This window comes from Campylobacter sp. RM9328, assembly GCF_012978615.1.
Genome location: NZ_LIWF01000004.1, coordinates 24,136 through 39,972, shown reverse-complemented (window position 1 = coordinate 39,972; position 15,837 = coordinate 24,136). Strand labels below are relative to the sequence as shown.

Below are 15,837 nucleotides of genomic sequence, written 5' to 3'. Positions count from 1 at the left end.
GATATTAATGCAAGAAGTGGCGAATGCCCGTAAAGTAAAGCGCCATACCGTATTCGTTTGCAGCTTCGATAACTTCATCATCTCTTATGCTACCTCCAGGCTCTACTATACATTTTACACCTACTTTATGAGCTATATCTATACTATCTCTAAACGGGAAAAACGCCTCACTAGCAAGTGTGCAACCATTTAGATTAATCCCCATATCTTTTGCTTTGGCAACTGCAGCACGAGCCGCATCCACACGACTTGTCATACCCATGCCAATAGCTACAACAGCGCTATCTTTTACATAAACTACACAGTTGCTTTTTGTAAGAGCGGCAACTTTCCAAGCAACATCAGCGTCCGATAGCTCTGCCTTACTGGCGGCTCTTTTGCTCATTAGTTTCATATTTTCAAGTTCCGCATCTTTAACGTCATCTCTTTCTTGATAAACAAAACCACCATCAACGCGTTTAAAGTCGTATTTGTCGTTTGCACGAACTAAGAATTTGTTATCTTGCGTGAAAATTTTAATACGCTTTTTACTTTCAAAAACAGCAAGCGCATCTTCATCTACATTTGCAGCGATAATTACTTCAACATAAATTTCATTGATCTTTTGTGCCAGCTCTTTATCAAGTGTGCCGTTTATCGCCACTACTCCGCCATAAGCAGACACCGGATCACACTTTAGTGCCTCAACATAACTCTCAAGCAAATTTGACTTTACTGCAAAACCGCATGGGTTAGCATGTTTGATAATCGCCACGGCAGGAGCTTCATTGAAGCTTGTTGCAAGCATTAAAGCACCGTTTATGTCTGTTAGGTTGTTAAAGCTAGCTTCGCCCTTTAGTGCGCGGAAGTTGTTGCTAAAGAAGTATTCAAATTCATAAAGCGCACCTTTTTGATGTGGATTTTCACCATACCTTGTATCAAAAACTTTATTTCCGACGATAAATTTAGACGCGCCAAATCCTCCGTTAAATCTATCGTTCATATAGTTTGCTATCATTGAGTCATATGCTGCCGTATGCTCGTAAGCTTTTATCATCAAGCTTCTTCTAAATTCGATATCGTCACGTTTTTCTCTAAGTCTTACTAAAATTTCGTCATAGTCAAGAACATCTGTAACTATCAAAACATCCTTGAAATTTTTAGCCGCACTTCTAACCATAGCAGGACCGCCGATGTCGATATTTTCGATGATCTCATCAAAATCATCAGTGCGAATAGTAGTTTGTTTAAACGGATATAAATTTACACAAACAAGGTCAATACCCTCAACTGCGTTTTCTTTTGCTTGAGCCACATGCGCCACATCATCTCTTTTGTGTAAAATTCCGCCGTGAATTTTAGGATGTAAAGTCTTTACGCGACCTTCAAACATTTCCGGACTTTTAGTGACTTCTGCTACTTCAAGAGCTTTTACTCCGTTTTCATTTAGCATCTTATGAGTTCCGCCTGTAGATATCACTTCCCAACCAAGCTCTACAAGTCCTTTTGCAAACTCAACAACACCCTCTTTGTCGCTTACGCTAATTAACGCTCTCACTTCTTCTCCTTTTAGTTTTAGTCGTCTTGCTTAACAAGTCTTGTAAACTCGTTTAGATATATCTCTTTAATTTGCTTTAAATCTCTTTTAATGTCGTTTATTTCAAATTTATTACTTCCGGTAACACCTATCTTCACAGCCTTTACGCCGTATTTTTGTGCTAAAGATTTAAATTTATCTTCATCTTTTACTCCAACTATCGCACGAGAAAAGCTTTCGTCAAATACCCATCTTTTATCCTCAAAGTCGCAACTACAAGTAGCACCGATACCGCTCATGCAAGCCATCTTAGCCAAAGTCATAGCAACTCCGCCTGTGCCAATAGAATTTGCAAATTCAAGAATGTCGTTTTTATTTGCCTCTATCACAAGATCCCATAATGCTCTTTCTTGTTTATAATCAACGTCTTTTAACTCACCTGCTACGACGTTAAAAAGTGTTTTCATATATAAACTTCCGGCAAATTCTCCGCTTGTCTCGCCAAGAAGATAAATGGCTGTATTTTCGCCTTTAAATATGCTTGGTAAATTTTTATTAGCATCTTCATTTACACCGACATTAACGATCGCAGGAGTTGGATACACACTAACTCCATCCGTATCATTATAAAGACTTACGTTGCCGCTTACAACAGGAGTGTTTAGCTCGCGACAAGCCTCCTTGATACCCTCGCAACCTTGTGCAAATTGCCACATAACTTCAGGATTTTCGGGATTTCCATAGTTTAGGCAGTCTGTTATAGCAAGAGGCACGGCACCACTCATAGCTACCTTACGTCCACTTGCCGCAACAGCCATGGCAGCTCCTATTTTAGGATTTACATAGTTATGTCTTGGAGAGCACTCCATACCCATAGCTACAGCTCTACCGGTCTCTTTTACTCTTATTACACCTGCTCCCAAAAAGCCCGGTTGTTTTATTGTATTTGTTTGGATATTTGCATCGTATTGGTCATAGATAAATGATTTATTTAGCACGTGTGGGTCGCGAAGCAGTTTGTCAAAGGCTTCATCGTTGCTAACGGCCTTATAGTCGTTTATCGTTACATTTTTTATCTCATCAAGATACTTAGCTTTGGCAGTCGGACGATCGAGCACCGGAGCTGCTTCACTTAAAGGCTCGATAGGTATCTCTCCAACCAACTCGTTATGCCAGTAAAGCTCCATCTTACCGCCACTAGTTACCTCTCCGATAACTTCCGCATCAAGATCGTATTTATTAAAAATCGCTCTTATCTTCTCTTCATAGCCTTTTTTGGCACATATTAGCATACGCTCTTGGCTTTCACTAAGCATAAGCTCATACGGTGTCATGCCTTCTTCTCTCATAGGAACTTTATCAAGATGCATTTTTAAACCACTACCGCTACGTCCTGCCATCTCAAAGCTTGAACTCGTAAGTCCCGCAGCGCCCATATCTTGGATACCTATAATATAATCAGTCTTAAATAGTTCCAAACAAGCTTCCATAAGTAGCTTTTCGGCAAACGGATCTCCTACTTGAACAGTAGGACGAAGCGATTTGTTTTCATCATTAAAGCTATCACTTGCCATAACCGCACCACCAAGACCGTCACGACCTGTCTTTGAGCCGACATATATCACAGGGTTGCCAACACCTTCAGCTTTTGCGTAAAAAATTTCATCGCTTTTGCAAAGACCCAAAGCAAAGGCATTTACTAGGATATTGCCATTAAAGCTCTCATCAAAACTTACTTCGCCGCCGATAGTCGGTATGCCCATACAGTTTCCATAGTGTCCGATACCAGCTACCGAACCTTTGATAAGGTGGCGTTGATAGCGAGCAACTTTATCAGATCCTAAGAAATTTCCAAATCTAAGCGAGTTCATGTTAGCTACGACTCTTGCACCCATGGTAAATACATCGCGTAAAATTCCGCCAACTCCAGTGGCTGCACCCTGATATGGCTCGATAAAGCTAGGGTGGTTGTGGCTTTCCATTTTAAACACAGCCGCATATCCGTCGCCGACATCTATAACTCCGGCATTTTCACCAGGTCCTTGTATCACCCAAGGTGCTTTTGTCGGAAAACCGTTTAGGTATTTTTTACTTGATTTATATGAGCAGTGTTCGCTCCACATCGCAGAAAAGACACCAAGCTCAAGTAAATTTGGCTCACGTCCTAAAATCTTAAGAATATTTTCATATTCACCGTCGCTTATTTTATGAGCTTTTATCGTAGCCTTATCCATTTTTGCCCTTTGTGAGATTTTAGTCTATTTTACTCTAACAAGGCTAAAAAAAGGGTAAAATAACCGCTTTATTAAGCCTATGAATTTGTATCAAATTTGTGCATTTTAAGGTATAAGTCGGCTGTATTTTTCTTCAAGTTCGTCTATTTTAGAAATGATAAAATCATACATATCGCCGTCAAATTTACCTTCGTCAGTAAAAACTACTCCATCTATATCCACATACGCTTTGCTTCCGCCCTGCTCAAAAAAGCAAACAGACTCTGCGTTGAAATCTTTTAGCTTCATCCATTCAGGAGTTTTTCCATTGCTTATGCCGTAAACATAAATTTCATTAATTAGGCTATCATTTTCTTTTAAATTTGATAAAACTTCGGGGTTTATCTTTATAGCTATCATGCCAAGTGCGCAGACAAACTCAACCAAATCATCGCAAAGTCTAAATCCACAATGCTGCTCAAAGTCATTTACGGACATCAGATCGGCTGCATTTTCAGCAGCGTCCACATAACTAAACTCATCGCCTAACTCTAAAATTCTACTTTTTAAATTCTTTAAGCTTCCCATTTTTATCCGATCAAATTTTAAATTTAACCAAAAATTTTACTTAGATGGCTTTTGTAGTCGTTTATAATTTTTGGCACATCAGGCATTTTGATAACATCGTTACAGATAAAAGACGCAAGAGGTTTGATACCTAAAAATTCATTTGCTTTTCTAAAATGCAGATAAACGCCATCTACTCCAACTCCCTCAAAGAATTCATTTTTATCCGTAAAGGCTTCAATCGGTGCATTCCAAGTAAGAGATAGCATGTGTTTTTTGCCGTTTAAAAGTCCGCCCGTTCCGTAATCCTTCGTAGGCGCAGTGCGATGACGACCATCACTTGCATACAATTTGCCATGACCAGCTGTGAAAACATCATCCATGTATTTTTTAACTATCCAAGGCTCACCCATCCACCAGCCTGGCATCTGCCAGATCACAACATCCATCCATAAAAATTTCTCGATCTCTTCTTCTATATTATAACCTGCGTCGATCACACACTCTTTTATCTCATGTCCCATCGCGCTTAAATGCTCTTTGGCTGCCTCATGCAAAGTCTGGTTAAGCCTACCCTCTGAATGACCAAATTTTTTTCCACCGTTTATAAGTAAGATTTTCATATTATTCCTATTTTTAAAATTTATTTTCCTAAGCAAAAATTACTAAACATTTCATCTAAAATTTCATTTCGCTCAAAAGGTTTTGTTATCATGCTTATGTGTTTTATGGCAGAATTTATCTCATAAGCAAAGAGTTCAAGTTCGCTCTCATTAAGCAACTCTAATGCTCTTTTTATAGCATTAGAAGCATCCATACAGGAGTTTATTTGCATGCTTGAACTTAGTATTATTTCATCGCTATCTTGAGAGTTTAAGTATTGTTCTATCTCGCTTACAAGAAGCTCTGTGCTATTTTTGGCTGAAATTTTTAAGACATCTGGCAACTCAAGCTCAAATTTAATATCTAAATCACTTTTATTTAAAACAAAAAAGACTTTTTTATTTAACTCACTGACAAGTTCTAAAATTCTCTCATCTTGCTCGTCTTTAAAATTTGACCCGTCAAAAACAGCCAAGACGATATCCGCTTCTTCGATCGCCTTTAAAGAGTAACTAATGCCAATGTTTTCGACATTACCGGCATTTTTACGAATACCTGCCGTGTCTATTATACGCACCAAATGCGTTCCGATATTTAGATTTTCTTCTATCCTATCGCGAGTAGTGCCAGCCTCATCTGATATTATGGCTCTTTCATAGCTTAAGAGCGCATTTAAGATAGAACTCTTGCCGACATTTGGCTTGCCAACTATTGCTATTTTAAAACCCTCTATCAAGCCTTGACGACTTTTGCTAAGAGCAACGATACGTTCTAATTTTGCGTGATTTTGACTTAACATCTCTGAAATTTGACTCATCAAATCACTTGGTAAATCATCATCGGCATAATCAATACTTGTCTCAACAAATGCTAAAGTTTTTACGAGCTCTGCTCTAAGCTCATTTGCGTATTTGCTCAGATCACCTCTCATTTGACGAGCAAGAATTTTAACAGCGCCTTCACTTTTTGCATTTATTAACGACTGTATAGCATTTGCTTTAGCAAGATCCATCTTGTCGTTTAGAAACGCCCTATGGCTAAATTCTCCGCCTCTAGCAAGTCTAGCTCCGGCAGACAAAAGCTCGTTTAAGATCATGCGAGCAACCATATATCCGCCATGCATTTGAAATTCAACCACGTCTTCGCCAGTAAAGCTAGCTGGAGCTTTAAAATAAATCATTATAGCTTCGTCTAAAAATTCACCATCAAGCGAGTAAATTTTACACAATGTTGCCATGCGAGGCATAAGTTCTGATTTTTTAGTAAGTTTTAGAGAGATATTAAGCGCATCGGCTCCACTTAAGCGGATCACACCTATTGAGCCGATACCGTTTGCCGTTGCTATCGCGGCGATAGTTTCATTTTTTAAAGAAATCATTTACAACTACAAATTTATCACTACCGTTTGATTTTATTCCAACATATTTTTCAGGGAAAGTAGCGCGCAGTTTCTCAAGTGCTATCTTAACCAACACGCCGTCAAGTGGCTTTGTCTGAGCCTTGCCGGTATTTTGCACACGTTCTATTATCGACGTTAGGTATTGATCTATCATAGCCTCTTGGTTTTTCAAAAATTCAGCTATCTCAAGACGGATAGATAAGTTATATTTGGTATTTAACCAATTATGAAGCAAGTATGATATAGCCTTGTATCTATAACCCTCTTTGCCGATAAGTAGAGCTGCGTCATCTCCGTCAAGCTCGATAAGAAGACATTCGTCACTAAATTTTGAAACCTCTATCTTGCTTATACTAAAGCAACTAGCATTTAAAAGTCTTGTTAGATCATTTTTGATTATCGGTAAAATTTCATCGAAATTTATACTATTTTTTTGTCTTTTATCCTCTTTTTCCTCAACCTTAGCTTCATTACTATCTGTATTGAAATTATCAATTATAGAGGTATCAAGGATATCTTTTTGCTCTCGTTTTTGAGGCTTTACTTCAGGAGTGTCGATACGTTTTATGATGTATTCTGGTTTTTCCTCTTTACTTTCACTGATATCCACACCAAAAGCATCCTGTGCCAATGCGTTATTTTTGTCACTTAAGCTTTTCTTTGCTCCATTTTGTGCAGAGTGTTTATTTTTTTTATTTTTTCCGTTACGCCTGCGTTCCTCTTTTGGTTTGTCCTCTTTTTTGTCGGCTCTACCGTCTTCTTTTTTATTTTCGATATGTTTTTTGTCTAAATTATGCTCGCGTTTTTCGTGTTTTTGCTCTTTTTTACGCTCATCATGACGATCATTTTGTCTGTGATTTGACTTTTTTTCTATATCGGCTTCAATAATGGCATTTTTTTTAAAAAAACCCAAAAAACCGGAACTTGGATGTTGGATAACTTTAATATCAAGTTCGGTCACAGAGCATTTTAGCTCCGTAGCCGCTTTTTGAAAGGCCTCTTGTAAATTTGAAGCTTCGATACGCATTATGCTTTTACCTCCGCTTTTTTCTGTTTTGCAAAAAGTTTATTAACAAAAATTTGCTGAATAACAGAACAAACGTTGTTTATAAACCAGTAAAGTGTAAGGCCCGCAGGGAAGGTCACAAAGAAAAATGTAAATATTAGCGGTAAAAATTTCATTATCTTTTCTTGCATAGGGTCGCTAAATGTTGTTGGTGTAAGTCTTTGCTGTAAAAACATAGTTACACCCATTAAGATAGGCAAGATAAAGTATGGATCCATCACAGAAAGGTCATGTATCCACAGTATCCACTCAGCGCCTTTAAGCTCGATCGCATTTAATAAAACCCTATAAATCGCGAAAAATACAGGAATTTGAAGTAGTATCGGCAGACATCCACCCATTGGGTTTGCACCGTGCTTTTTATAAAGCTCCATCATATGTGCGTTTAGCTTTTGCGGATCGCCTTTATATTTTGCTTGAAGCTCTTTTAGCTTAGGAGATAGTTCTTTTAGCTTGTTCATTGACAACATGCCTTTGTATGTTAGAGGGAACAATACTATCCTAATCACCAGTGTAAGAACAACTATTGCCCAACCCCAGTTGCCTATATGCGAATAAAGAAAGCTCAAAAATGCAAACATTGGTTTTGCTATAAAGCTAAACCAACCATATTCTACAACATCGGTTAGGCGTATATCTATCGCTTTTAACGCCCTATACTCTTTAGCGCCGATATATCCACTGCCTTTAAAATTTCCATTTTGTTTAATAAATGCTATTGCATTATTTTGTAGGTCTACGCTAGTAACAACATTTAAAGGCTTGTCAAAAGAGTAAAGCAAGGTTGTATAGTATCTATCCGAAGCAGCAGCTATATTTACGTCACTAAATGACTCTCCGCCATCTAAATCACCATCTTCAAGTATAGTAAGTTTCTCATCTGCATGTCTTAAAAGAACACCGTGGACCGTATAGCTATCAACCGAAACATTTGGTCTAAAACCAGGGGTTACAAAGTATTCGACTTCGCGGCTTAAATCAACATCAACATCATAACTTCCATCTGGTCTAAAGGTTATCTTTTTAGTTATAGTAAGACCGTCTAAATTTTGAGTTAAATTTACACTCCTACTAGTGCCATCAACACTGATCTCATTTACATCAGCGCTATAGTTTACATTAAAGGCTTGGCTGTTTATAGTTGTGTCGCTAAATCTAAGTTCAAGAGGCAAAGGAGACATTGCCGTTAGCTGAGTTCTTTCTCCATCTTCTGTTTTATATTTTTCTTCGTTAAGATAAAATTTACTGATACGACCTAGCTCATCGATATGAGCTTCATAATCTTTAGCCTTAACAACAACTAGCGTTTTATCGCTATTTGTACTTGATGTTTTTGGAGTTAAAGAGCCGTTTTGAGATACGGGAGCTGAATTTGAAACTGATGTTTGCGCTTGAACGGTTTGATTTTGTTCATTTGGAAGCGTCTTTGGGATAAAAAAATAATCATAAACGATAAAAAAGACAAAGGATAAAAGAGTTGCGATAAGCACCCTTTTTTGTGTCGATAGGTTATTCATTTTAATGTTTTCCTCTTAATGAATCTAAAACTTTTATAACATAAAATTTACTATTTTTACAAGGAACCAACCAAAATTCAATATCTGCAACTTTATCCTGCTTTGATAGTGAAATGGATGTAAATTTTTTGCCTACAACAGGGTAATCTATACCACCTTTAAATAGTTGATTGCACCTTAGAATTCTCATAAGGACAGCAAAAGAAGCTAAAAAAATATTATTATTTTTAAATTGCCAAACGGCGTATTCCGAGCAAGAAGGATAATAGCGACAGGATTTAGGAAGAATTTTAGAAATGTAGTTTTGGTAAAATTTAATACACAAAATCGCAAATTTATTCATTTCAGGCATCCTAATTTCTTAAGCGACCAACGCACATTTTTTTGAATTTTATCAAACCTAAACTCATTAAGCCCATTTTTTGCTACTATGACGTAAATGCCGCTTTCAAGTTCGTCACAAACTTCTAAAAAAACTGCACGTAACAATCTTTTCGCCCTATTGCGGACGACCGCTTTTCCTACTTTTTTACTAGCTACTACTGCTAATTTGTTCTGGATTGAAGGTTTATAAAAAAGGACACAGACTTCACTGTGCCATCTTTTTGCATCTTTATAAACCGATGAGAATTCTTTTGAGTCGCTTAAAGACTCAAAGTTTGCTAAGCTGCCAATCTTTTTCTACCTTTAGCACGTCTAGCATTTATAACTTTACGACCATTTTTAGTTTTCATTCTTAAACGAAAACCGTGAGTGCGTTTTTTAGGGGTTTTGTGAGGCTGATAAGTCCTTTTCATCTCTTTCCTTAAAATTAATATAAAAGCGTGATGTTATCAAAAAAATACTTAAATTCCTTTGAATATAACTAAAATCAGACACAAGTATTAAAATTTTAAGCAAATTAAAATATAATACCAAAATGGAAATTTCGCAAAAAAACGAAACACTAAAAAAGTTATATTTTTTAAAAGCTATCGGATATAAATTTATAAATGAAAATTTTATTTTTTCGCAAAAAATATCCGAATTTGCCGATGTGGACGAACTAAATCATCAAATTTCACAATGCAATTTATGCCACCTTAGAAAGTCCGCAAATACGGTCTTACTAGGATATGGCAACAAGCAAAGCAAGATAATGTTCGTCTGCCTTGCTCCAAGTCCAAATGCCGATAAAAACGCAGAGTTGGTTTCTGGGATGCTTGGCGCAAAATTTAGCGAACTGGTCTTTAACTCGCTAAATCTTAACAAAGATGAGTTTTATGTAAGTTCTATCTTAAGATGTAAAAATCTAAATTTAGAAGGCAAAGATATGGCAAATGATGAGTGTTTTGAACTTTGCAGACCTTACCTAATGGAAGAAATAGAGCTCATAAAACCAAGCATAATCATAACTCTTGGAGAAGAGGCGTTTTTTAAGCTTTATGGGCAAAATATTGCAAATACAAATTTCAAGAGCCTTAGAGGAAGTGTTTTAAAATTTCAAAATACCCTCTTAATGCCTACGTATTCGGTAATGTGGCTTATGAAAAACCCTAGTTTTGAAGATGTTTTTTGTGCTGATTTAAAAAAGATAAAAGGTATGATATGAAAAAAATTATTATAGCTCTTACGGCGAGTTATTTTTGTGCTTTTGCCAAAACCCACATTATGTCAAATATCGCTCCAGCAAGTATCCAATATATAAATTTAGAGCCGGATTTTTGCGATATAGCCTGTCTAAACGAGCTTTTAGAAAGTGATATGTTAGCTAGTTTTATGGCTAGATTTGAGCCAAGCGTCATAAAAGATCAAAACTTAAGCATGATGTATGCAAGCCTTGGCGGAAACATCACGTTTGTCGCTGACGGATCAAATAAAATAGCCGTCATCATCCCACAAAAAATCATAAAATCATATACAAACGTAATAACTGACGCGATAGTCTCCTATGCAGCGCAAACAAATGCAAAAATTCAAATCGAATTTATCTTTTGCGGGGATGAGAGCGAAAGCTCGGTATCAAGTGCTCTAGACCAAGCAAGAGCACGCAACATCAGCTACTTTATAGCTCCTTTTACGAAAAACGGTTTTAAAATTTTAAAGAAAAATTTAGAGCAAAAAGAGTTTGCATTTATACCGACTATTAATGTTAGAGCAAATGGAGAAACGGCGTCAAATATCGTCTTTGGCGGTATAGACTACGAAGCTCAAATAAGAATTTTAATGAGTATGGCAAATGATAAAATTACTGCTTTTAGCGATACAAGCTATCTTGGAAATTTACTAAACGACTATACGAGACAATCGAGCAATGGTGAATTTTACGATGTACAAATCGACTCAAAAGAGTTAAATTTAGACGAATACCTAAATAACAAAACCAAATACAACAACACAAGCATGTTTTTAAATTTACCAACTATCAAGGCTTCTTTGATAGCTACGCAAGCAAGAGGTTACGAGATCGCTACACACGCTCTTCTTAGCACACAAATAAACTACACTCCGCATATCTTTAACTCCATAGATGAAAAAAATAGGCAAAATTTATATATTGCAAACTCCATAAGCGAGATCAATGATGAACTTTTAGCCACAACCGCGCTCTTTGGCGTGAATTTAAATTTTAACTGGATAGCCTACTCTTCAAATATCGGACTTGAATACATCTATACAAATTTTATAGACACTGCCAAAAAAAGGGTCTTTCATGAAAGCATACAAAGCTCACAAGTCGGATACGATATAAAAATTTATGAAGCAAAGGGCTATAAATTTTCGCCAGTCAAACTCATGGAAGAAGAGATAAAAGACAACAATTCCTCACTTAGCCTTTGAGGCTTGCCGTCCTTTAAAAAGGCAAGAGTTACGTTCATGGCAAATACCGACTCTGGCTTTGTTTCGCCGTTTATATCGCCTATTCTAAAAATTTCTTGGCGTAAAACAAGCGAAGTCTTTTTGATCTCTAAAACACTTGTTTTAATCTCTAGCAGATCGCCCAAAACAGATGGCTTTATAAATTTAGCCTCTAGCGAAGATACTACAAAATGGCTACTTGGCAAGAAGAATTTTCTACCTGCCGTAAAAAACAGGTCGCTCCTTGCTCGTTCGCAAAATTTAATATAATTTGCATGATATACTATCCCACCTGCATCGGTATCTTCGTAATAAATTTTAACTCTCACTATCTTACCTCTTTTCTAGTTTTTATATCACACCTTGCGCCGCGAGTTATCATTAAAGACTGCTCGTAAAAAAGCAAAAGAGTTATAGAAACACCAACTCCCATAGCTATCGCCACACCTGCGGTCGTAAGTGCGTTATCAAAAAATATTATAAGCAAATTTGTCTTTTCGCTTGCATCATCGCTTTTTATAAACGAAAAAAGCGCAAGTATACTTTTATACGCGTAAATTCCTGGAACCATCGGCAAAAGCGCCGGAAATGCGATAATCTCAGCCGGCACCTTAAGCCTTTTTGCAAAAAACATACCAAGTATCCCTGCTAAAAACGACGCTATCAAAGTCGCCACCGTGATGTTAAGAATTTGCATCTGAAGTATCAAAAATCGACTAGCGTGTGATATCGCGGCGATGAGTGCGGAAAATGCCAACGTTTTAGCAGGAGGCGAACTCGCATATGCAAAGCCTAGTCCCGCAACAGCTGCAAACAAAGCATCTATCATGGTTGCTAAAAATAGTTCAAACACCAATTAGTCCTATATTTGAGATAGAAAGCGTCATATAAACACCGATGGCTATACATAAGATGAGTATACCCGTGCTAAAGGCGCGACTTATGCCGACAAGTATATTTTCGTTTAAAATATCAAATATCGAATTTATCATAAAAATTCCAGGCATCATAAACAAGATACTAGAACCTATGGCGACATCAGGCGTCGTGGAAAATCCAAAATGAACTCCCAAATATGCTATAAATGACGATATGAATGAGACGATTATGTATTGAAGTTTTAAATTTACGCTAAATTTAGCAAGCAAAAATCTACAATAAAACCCTATAAATGTAGCCACAAACACAGAGATCACAGCCCCCAAATCACCACCAAAAAGCTTACAAAAAGCCGAATTTGCAAACGTTATAAAAATGAGCGTTTTAGCAAAAGAGTTATTTTGATGAGTTATGATATCGGCAAAATGCTCCTTTGCTACTTCAAGACTAAATCTATCATCATATATCTGCCAACTAAGTGCGCTAAGTTCCGAGATAAGTCTAAAATTTACAACAGAAGTCGCGGTGCTTTTAACATAAGTCCGCCTAATAGAGTTATCAAGCGGGTCCATAACGCTAATGGTAAAATTTCTAACAAATATCGTTAAACTAACATCATAACCATAAGCCCTTGCTATACGACCAACACAACGATCGATCCTTGCGGTATACGTGCCGATACTTAGCATTTTTGTAGCGTATTCGATCAAAAAGTCGGTAACGGCTTGGATATGAGGTTTTTCTTTCATGCCTGACTTTTAGGTTTTATCGCACTTATAAAAAATAGTAAAGTCTGTGCCATAAGCATTAACTTCATTACGTATTCGCTTGCTTTATGCATAGCGTCAAACTCAGCATTGCCCATCGTCATCTCTTCTCCCATAGCTTGTGCAGCGATGATAAAATCCGTAAAATAAAACACAAAAGCAAGAGCGAGCGCTAAATTTATAAACGCCAATGCAAAGCTTGAAATTTTAATATAAAAGCTTGTTTTTCCTTTTGGACCAAATAGCTCAAATAACAATGCAAATGCACTCACAAAAAGCAAAGCGTAATTATACTTGATAAAAATTTGCGTCATTATCACTCCACTTTCAAAGTGAGTAAGCGGGCTTTCTCCCATATATCTTTGCGGATAAAATATCGCAGGAGCTACAAATACACCAAGAGCAAGCTCCACACCAATAAGTCCAGCCAACAAAAACAAATACACGTTTTTCATACTTTCCCTTTAGTTTTATTTAAATTTTTTGCAATAAATCCGCGGTCAAATCCGGCTAGATCCGTATAAAACTCCGCACTAAATCCATAAAATTTCAAACACTCACCCATCGCTTTTTTTTGGTCATATCCCATCTCACAAGCAAGATATCTAACACCTTTTTGACTTGCGATCCTTATTATATCTTTTAAAATTTCATCGCCTTTTTCACCGCCAAAAAGTGCGGTTTTAGGCTCGTTTAAAACCCATTTGTCAAGCTTGTAGTCATTTGCGATGTAGGGTGGATTTGAAACTATGATATCAAACTTCTCATCCACTGTGTTTAAAAACTCAGTTTTTACAAATTTTATTTTATCCGCTACGTTAAATTTTAACGCATTTTGCTTTGCATTTTTTAGCGCTATTTCACTGATATCGGTTGCAACTATACTTGTGTCTAAATTTAAAGCCAAACAAACGCTTATTATCCCACTTCCTGTGCCGATCTCAGCGATTTTTGGATTATCAAATTCCTTTGATAGCTCAAGCACTTTTTCAACTAAAATTTCAGTCTCTGGTCTAGGGACTAAAACTCCGCTAAGCACGTCAAATTCAAGCGAATAAAACGAGGCAAGACCCGTTATGTATTCAAGAGGTTCGCCATCTTTAAAACGCTCTATCAAAGCAAAATATCCGCTCTCGTCTTGCAGTTCGTTTTTTAAATTTAAAAAAAGCTCGTTTTGGCTTACCTTAAGGTGAAATAGCATTAAATTTCTTGCTACGTTTGCACCGCTTTCATGGATCTTAAGCTCGCTTCTAGCCTTTACTAAAGCCTCTTCAATCCTCATTTTCAAGCTCATTTATACGTTCGACAAGACTTGGATGCGAGTGATATAGTGTCGCATAAAGCGGATGTGCAAGCGGGAAAGCTTTGTTTTGACTGCCTAACTTTTTAAGCGCATTTATCATACTTTGCCTATCTTTTGTTTTTGCGCCAAATTTATCTGCATTAAACTCATTTTTACGACTTATATATGAGATAAATGGGCTAAATATAAAGCTAAATATAGGACTAAATAAAAGCAAAAACACTATCACGGCACCGCCACCGCTCATACCTAGCGCGTCATAAGCGCCTTTATTAATATTACCAAATACTCCAAAAAGACAAAACAACATAAGCGAACTTAGGGCTATCATTTTTAAAATATCCTTATGTTTAAAATGCCCCAACTCATGTCCCAAAACAGCTATGATCTCATCCACGCTTAGTTTTTTGATAAGCGTATCAAAAAGCACCACGCGTTTTGTAGCACCAAGTCCTCCAAAGTAGGCATTTAGACGATTATCACGTTTACTTGCATCCATCACAAAAACACCACTACTTTTAAAGCCAAGGGAGGTTAGTAAATTTTCGATATTTGACTTTAGTTCGCCGTCTTCAAGCGGAGTTACTTTGTTAAAAATAGGAGCTATAACGGTTGGATAAATGAGGTTTATTATCAAAATGATGCCAAAGCTTATCAAAAATGCCCAAAACCACCAAAGTTCGCCAAGTGCCTCAAGACAAAACAGAAGCAGCCAAACAAACGCCGAGCCAAAAACAAGCGTTAACGCGAGCGATTTTATCGTGTCTATGATAAAAATTTTAGCTGTTACGTTTGAAAAACCGTGCTTTTTGTCTTTTATAAATTTTTCATAGACATTAAATGGCAAATCAAATAAAGAATTTATGATCAAAAAACTCATTACAAAAACGATGTATTCGGTATTTGAGGCTGTTTTGACAGTAGCTTCAAATAAAATTCTAAGACCAAAAACAAGCCAAACAATACTAACAAAAGTACCAAAAATAAGAGAGGCAAGTTCAAATTTTTGATTATCTATGGCAATTTTAGCCGCGTTTTTATACTCGGCTTCTTCTAAAACAACGGCAGGCTTTAAACTCTCTTGTTTGATAAATTTAATCTGCAAAAACGAAACATAAGCCTTAAAGGCAGCATAAAAAACGAATAAAACTACAAAAAAACCAAGCATT

The 15,837-nt window shown here is 36.8% G+C and carries 18 protein-coding genes; 2 read left to right on the top strand and 16 right to left on the bottom strand.

Annotated features, from left to right (window positions below):
* Positions 1–4 precede the first annotated feature (4 nt).
* The 10 genes from purH to rpmH form a co-directional block, all read right to left on the bottom strand.
* Positions 5–1,537 carry a bifunctional phosphoribosylaminoimidazolecarboxamide formyltransferase/IMP cyclohydrolase gene (gene purH, locus CCAL9328_RS03690; protein ID WP_170000033.1) on the bottom strand — a complete coding sequence of 511 codons (1,533 nt, stop codon included), beginning with the start codon at positions 1,535–1,537 and terminating at the stop codon, positions 5–7.
* Between the two features lie 17 nt (positions 1,538–1,554).
* Positions 1,555–3,750: a phosphoribosylformylglycinamidine synthase subunit PurL gene (gene purL, locus CCAL9328_RS03685; RefSeq protein WP_170000032.1), complete on the bottom strand. Its 2,196-nt coding sequence runs from the start codon at positions 3,748–3,750 to the stop codon at positions 1,555–1,557.
* Between the two features lie 105 nt (positions 3,751–3,855).
* Positions 3,856–4,317, bottom strand: a complete 462-nt coding sequence (locus tag CCAL9328_RS03680; RefSeq protein ID WP_170000031.1) for a hypothetical protein — start codon at positions 4,315–4,317, stop codon at positions 3,856–3,858.
* Between the two features lie 23 nt (positions 4,318–4,340).
* Positions 4,341–4,919 (bottom strand): NAD(P)H-dependent oxidoreductase, encoded by a 579-nt coding sequence (locus CCAL9328_RS03675; protein ID WP_170000030.1) that lies wholly within the window; start codon positions 4,917–4,919, stop codon positions 4,341–4,343.
* 20 nt (positions 4,920–4,939) lie between these two features.
* Complete coding sequence (gene mnmE, locus CCAL9328_RS03670) at positions 4,940–6,277, bottom strand: tRNA uridine-5-carboxymethylaminomethyl(34) synthesis GTPase MnmE (protein ID WP_170000029.1); 1,338 nt, start codon at positions 6,275–6,277, stop codon at positions 4,940–4,942.
* Entirely contained in the window at positions 6,258–7,325 is a 1,068-nt protein-coding gene (locus CCAL9328_RS03665) for a Jag N-terminal domain-containing protein (RefSeq protein WP_170000028.1), read from the bottom strand. Before CCAL9328_RS03665 ends, mnmE begins: the two co-directional genes overlap by 20 nt.
* Positions 7,325–8,881, bottom strand: coding sequence for a membrane protein insertase YidC (gene yidC, locus CCAL9328_RS03660; protein ID WP_170000027.1), 1,557 nt, complete (start codon positions 8,879–8,881; stop codon positions 7,325–7,327). Before yidC ends, CCAL9328_RS03665 begins: the two co-directional genes overlap by 1 nt.
* A gap of 1 nt (position 8,882) precedes the next feature.
* A complete protein-coding gene (gene yidD / locus CCAL9328_RS03655) occupies positions 8,883–9,224 on the bottom strand; it encodes a membrane protein insertion efficiency factor YidD (protein WP_169935588.1) in 342 nt (113 codons plus the stop codon).
* Positions 9,221–9,556 (bottom strand): ribonuclease P protein component, encoded by a 336-nt coding sequence (rnpA, locus tag CCAL9328_RS03650; RefSeq protein ID WP_169936029.1) that lies wholly within the window; start codon positions 9,554–9,556, stop codon positions 9,221–9,223. Before rnpA ends, yidD begins: the two co-directional genes overlap by 4 nt.
* Entirely contained in the window at positions 9,544–9,678 is a 135-nt protein-coding gene (gene rpmH, locus CCAL9328_RS03645) for a 50S ribosomal protein L34 (RefSeq protein ID WP_002940373.1), read from the bottom strand. Before rpmH ends, rnpA begins: the two co-directional genes overlap by 13 nt.
* A gap of 122 nt (positions 9,679–9,800) precedes the next feature.
* On the opposite strand from rpmH, the gene CCAL9328_RS03640 reads away from it, so the two are divergent.
* Together CCAL9328_RS03640 and CCAL9328_RS03635 are read left to right on the top strand one after the other, a co-directional pair.
* Positions 9,801–10,472, top strand: coding sequence for a uracil-DNA glycosylase (locus CCAL9328_RS03640; RefSeq protein WP_170000026.1), 672 nt, complete (start codon positions 9,801–9,803; stop codon positions 10,470–10,472).
* Complete coding sequence (locus CCAL9328_RS03635; RefSeq protein WP_170000025.1) at positions 10,469–11,701, top strand: hypothetical protein; 1,233 nt, start codon at positions 10,469–10,471, stop codon at positions 11,699–11,701. The genes CCAL9328_RS03640 and CCAL9328_RS03635 overlap by 4 nt, the downstream gene beginning before the upstream one ends.
* Here the strand turns inward: CCAL9328_RS03635 and CCAL9328_RS03630 are convergent.
* Genes CCAL9328_RS03630 through CCAL9328_RS03605 form a run of 6 tightly spaced genes read right to left on the bottom strand, consistent with a single transcriptional unit; the run spans position 11,632 to position 15,836 of the window.
* Positions 11,632–12,048 (bottom strand): YbgC/FadM family acyl-CoA thioesterase, encoded by a 417-nt coding sequence (locus CCAL9328_RS03630; RefSeq protein WP_169935583.1) that lies wholly within the window; start codon positions 12,046–12,048, stop codon positions 11,632–11,634. The genes CCAL9328_RS03635 and CCAL9328_RS03630 overlap by 70 nt on opposite strands.
* Entirely contained in the window at positions 12,048–12,548 is a 501-nt protein-coding gene (locus tag CCAL9328_RS03625; protein ID WP_194239002.1) for a threonine/serine exporter family protein, read from the bottom strand. The genes CCAL9328_RS03630 and CCAL9328_RS03625 overlap by 1 nt, the downstream gene beginning before the upstream one ends.
* Positions 12,549–12,564: 16 nt before the next feature.
* Positions 12,565–13,347, bottom strand: coding sequence for a threonine/serine exporter family protein (locus CCAL9328_RS03620; protein ID WP_170000024.1), 783 nt, complete (start codon positions 13,345–13,347; stop codon positions 12,565–12,567).
* Positions 13,344–13,820: a DUF4149 domain-containing protein gene (locus CCAL9328_RS03615; RefSeq protein WP_170000023.1), complete on the bottom strand. Its 477-nt coding sequence runs from the start codon at positions 13,818–13,820 to the stop codon at positions 13,344–13,346. The genes CCAL9328_RS03620 and CCAL9328_RS03615 overlap by 4 nt, the downstream gene beginning before the upstream one ends.
* Entirely contained in the window at positions 13,817–14,647 is an 831-nt protein-coding gene (gene prmC / locus CCAL9328_RS03610) for a peptide chain release factor N(5)-glutamine methyltransferase (protein ID WP_170000022.1), read from the bottom strand. The genes CCAL9328_RS03615 and prmC overlap by 4 nt, the downstream gene beginning before the upstream one ends.
* Positions 14,637–15,836, bottom strand: a complete 1,200-nt coding sequence (locus CCAL9328_RS03605) for a M48 family metallopeptidase (protein WP_169971580.1) — start codon at positions 15,834–15,836, stop codon at positions 14,637–14,639. The genes prmC and CCAL9328_RS03605 overlap by 11 nt, the downstream gene beginning before the upstream one ends.
* Position 15,837: the final 1 nt, after the last annotated feature.

Excerpts from the sequence above, each read along its gene's own strand:
- rpmH (WP_002940373.1), bottom strand. The coding sequence starts at position 9,678 with ATGAAAAGGACTTATCAGCCTCACAAAACCCCTAAAAAACGCACTCAC.
- CCAL9328_RS03665 (WP_170000028.1), bottom strand. The coding sequence starts at position 7,325 with ATGCGTATCGAAGCTTCAAATTTACAAGAGGCCTTTCAAAAAGCGGCT.
- CCAL9328_RS03675 (WP_170000030.1), bottom strand. The coding sequence starts at position 4,919 with ATGAAAATCTTACTTATAAACGGTGGAAAAAAATTTGGTCATTCAGAG.
- CCAL9328_RS03625 (WP_194239002.1), bottom strand. The coding sequence starts at position 12,548 with ATGATAGATGCTTTGTTTGCAGCTGTTGCGGGACTAGGCTTTGCATAT.
- CCAL9328_RS03605 (WP_169971580.1), bottom strand. The coding sequence starts at position 15,836 with ATGCTTGGTTTTTTTGTAGTTTTATTCGTTTTTTATGCTGCCTTTAAG.
- mnmE (WP_170000029.1), bottom strand. The coding sequence starts at position 6,277 with ATGATTTCTTTAAAAAATGAAACTATCGCCGCGATAGCAACGGCAAAC.
- yidD (WP_169935588.1), bottom strand. The coding sequence starts at position 9,224 with ATGAATAAATTTGCGATTTTGTGTATTAAATTTTACCAAAACTACATT.
- yidC (WP_170000027.1), bottom strand. The coding sequence starts at position 8,881 with ATGAATAACCTATCGACACAAAAAAGGGTGCTTATCGCAACTCTTTTA.
- CCAL9328_RS03635 (WP_170000025.1), top strand. The coding sequence starts at position 10,469 with ATGAAAAAAATTATTATAGCTCTTACGGCGAGTTATTTTTGTGCTTTT.
- prmC (WP_170000022.1), bottom strand. The coding sequence starts at position 14,647 with ATGAGGATTGAAGAGGCTTTAGTAAAGGCTAGAAGCGAGCTTAAGATC.
- CCAL9328_RS03640 (WP_170000026.1), top strand. The coding sequence starts at position 9,801 with ATGGAAATTTCGCAAAAAAACGAAACACTAAAAAAGTTATATTTTTTA.
- CCAL9328_RS03620 (WP_170000024.1), bottom strand. The coding sequence starts at position 13,347 with ATGAAAGAAAAACCTCATATCCAAGCCGTTACCGACTTTTTGATCGAA.
- CCAL9328_RS03680 (WP_170000031.1), bottom strand. The coding sequence starts at position 4,317 with ATGGGAAGCTTAAAGAATTTAAAAAGTAGAATTTTAGAGTTAGGCGAT.
- CCAL9328_RS03615 (WP_170000023.1), bottom strand. The coding sequence starts at position 13,820 with ATGAAAAACGTGTATTTGTTTTTGTTGGCTGGACTTATTGGTGTGGAG.
- purL (WP_170000032.1), bottom strand. The coding sequence starts at position 3,750 with ATGGATAAGGCTACGATAAAAGCTCATAAAATAAGCGACGGTGAATAT.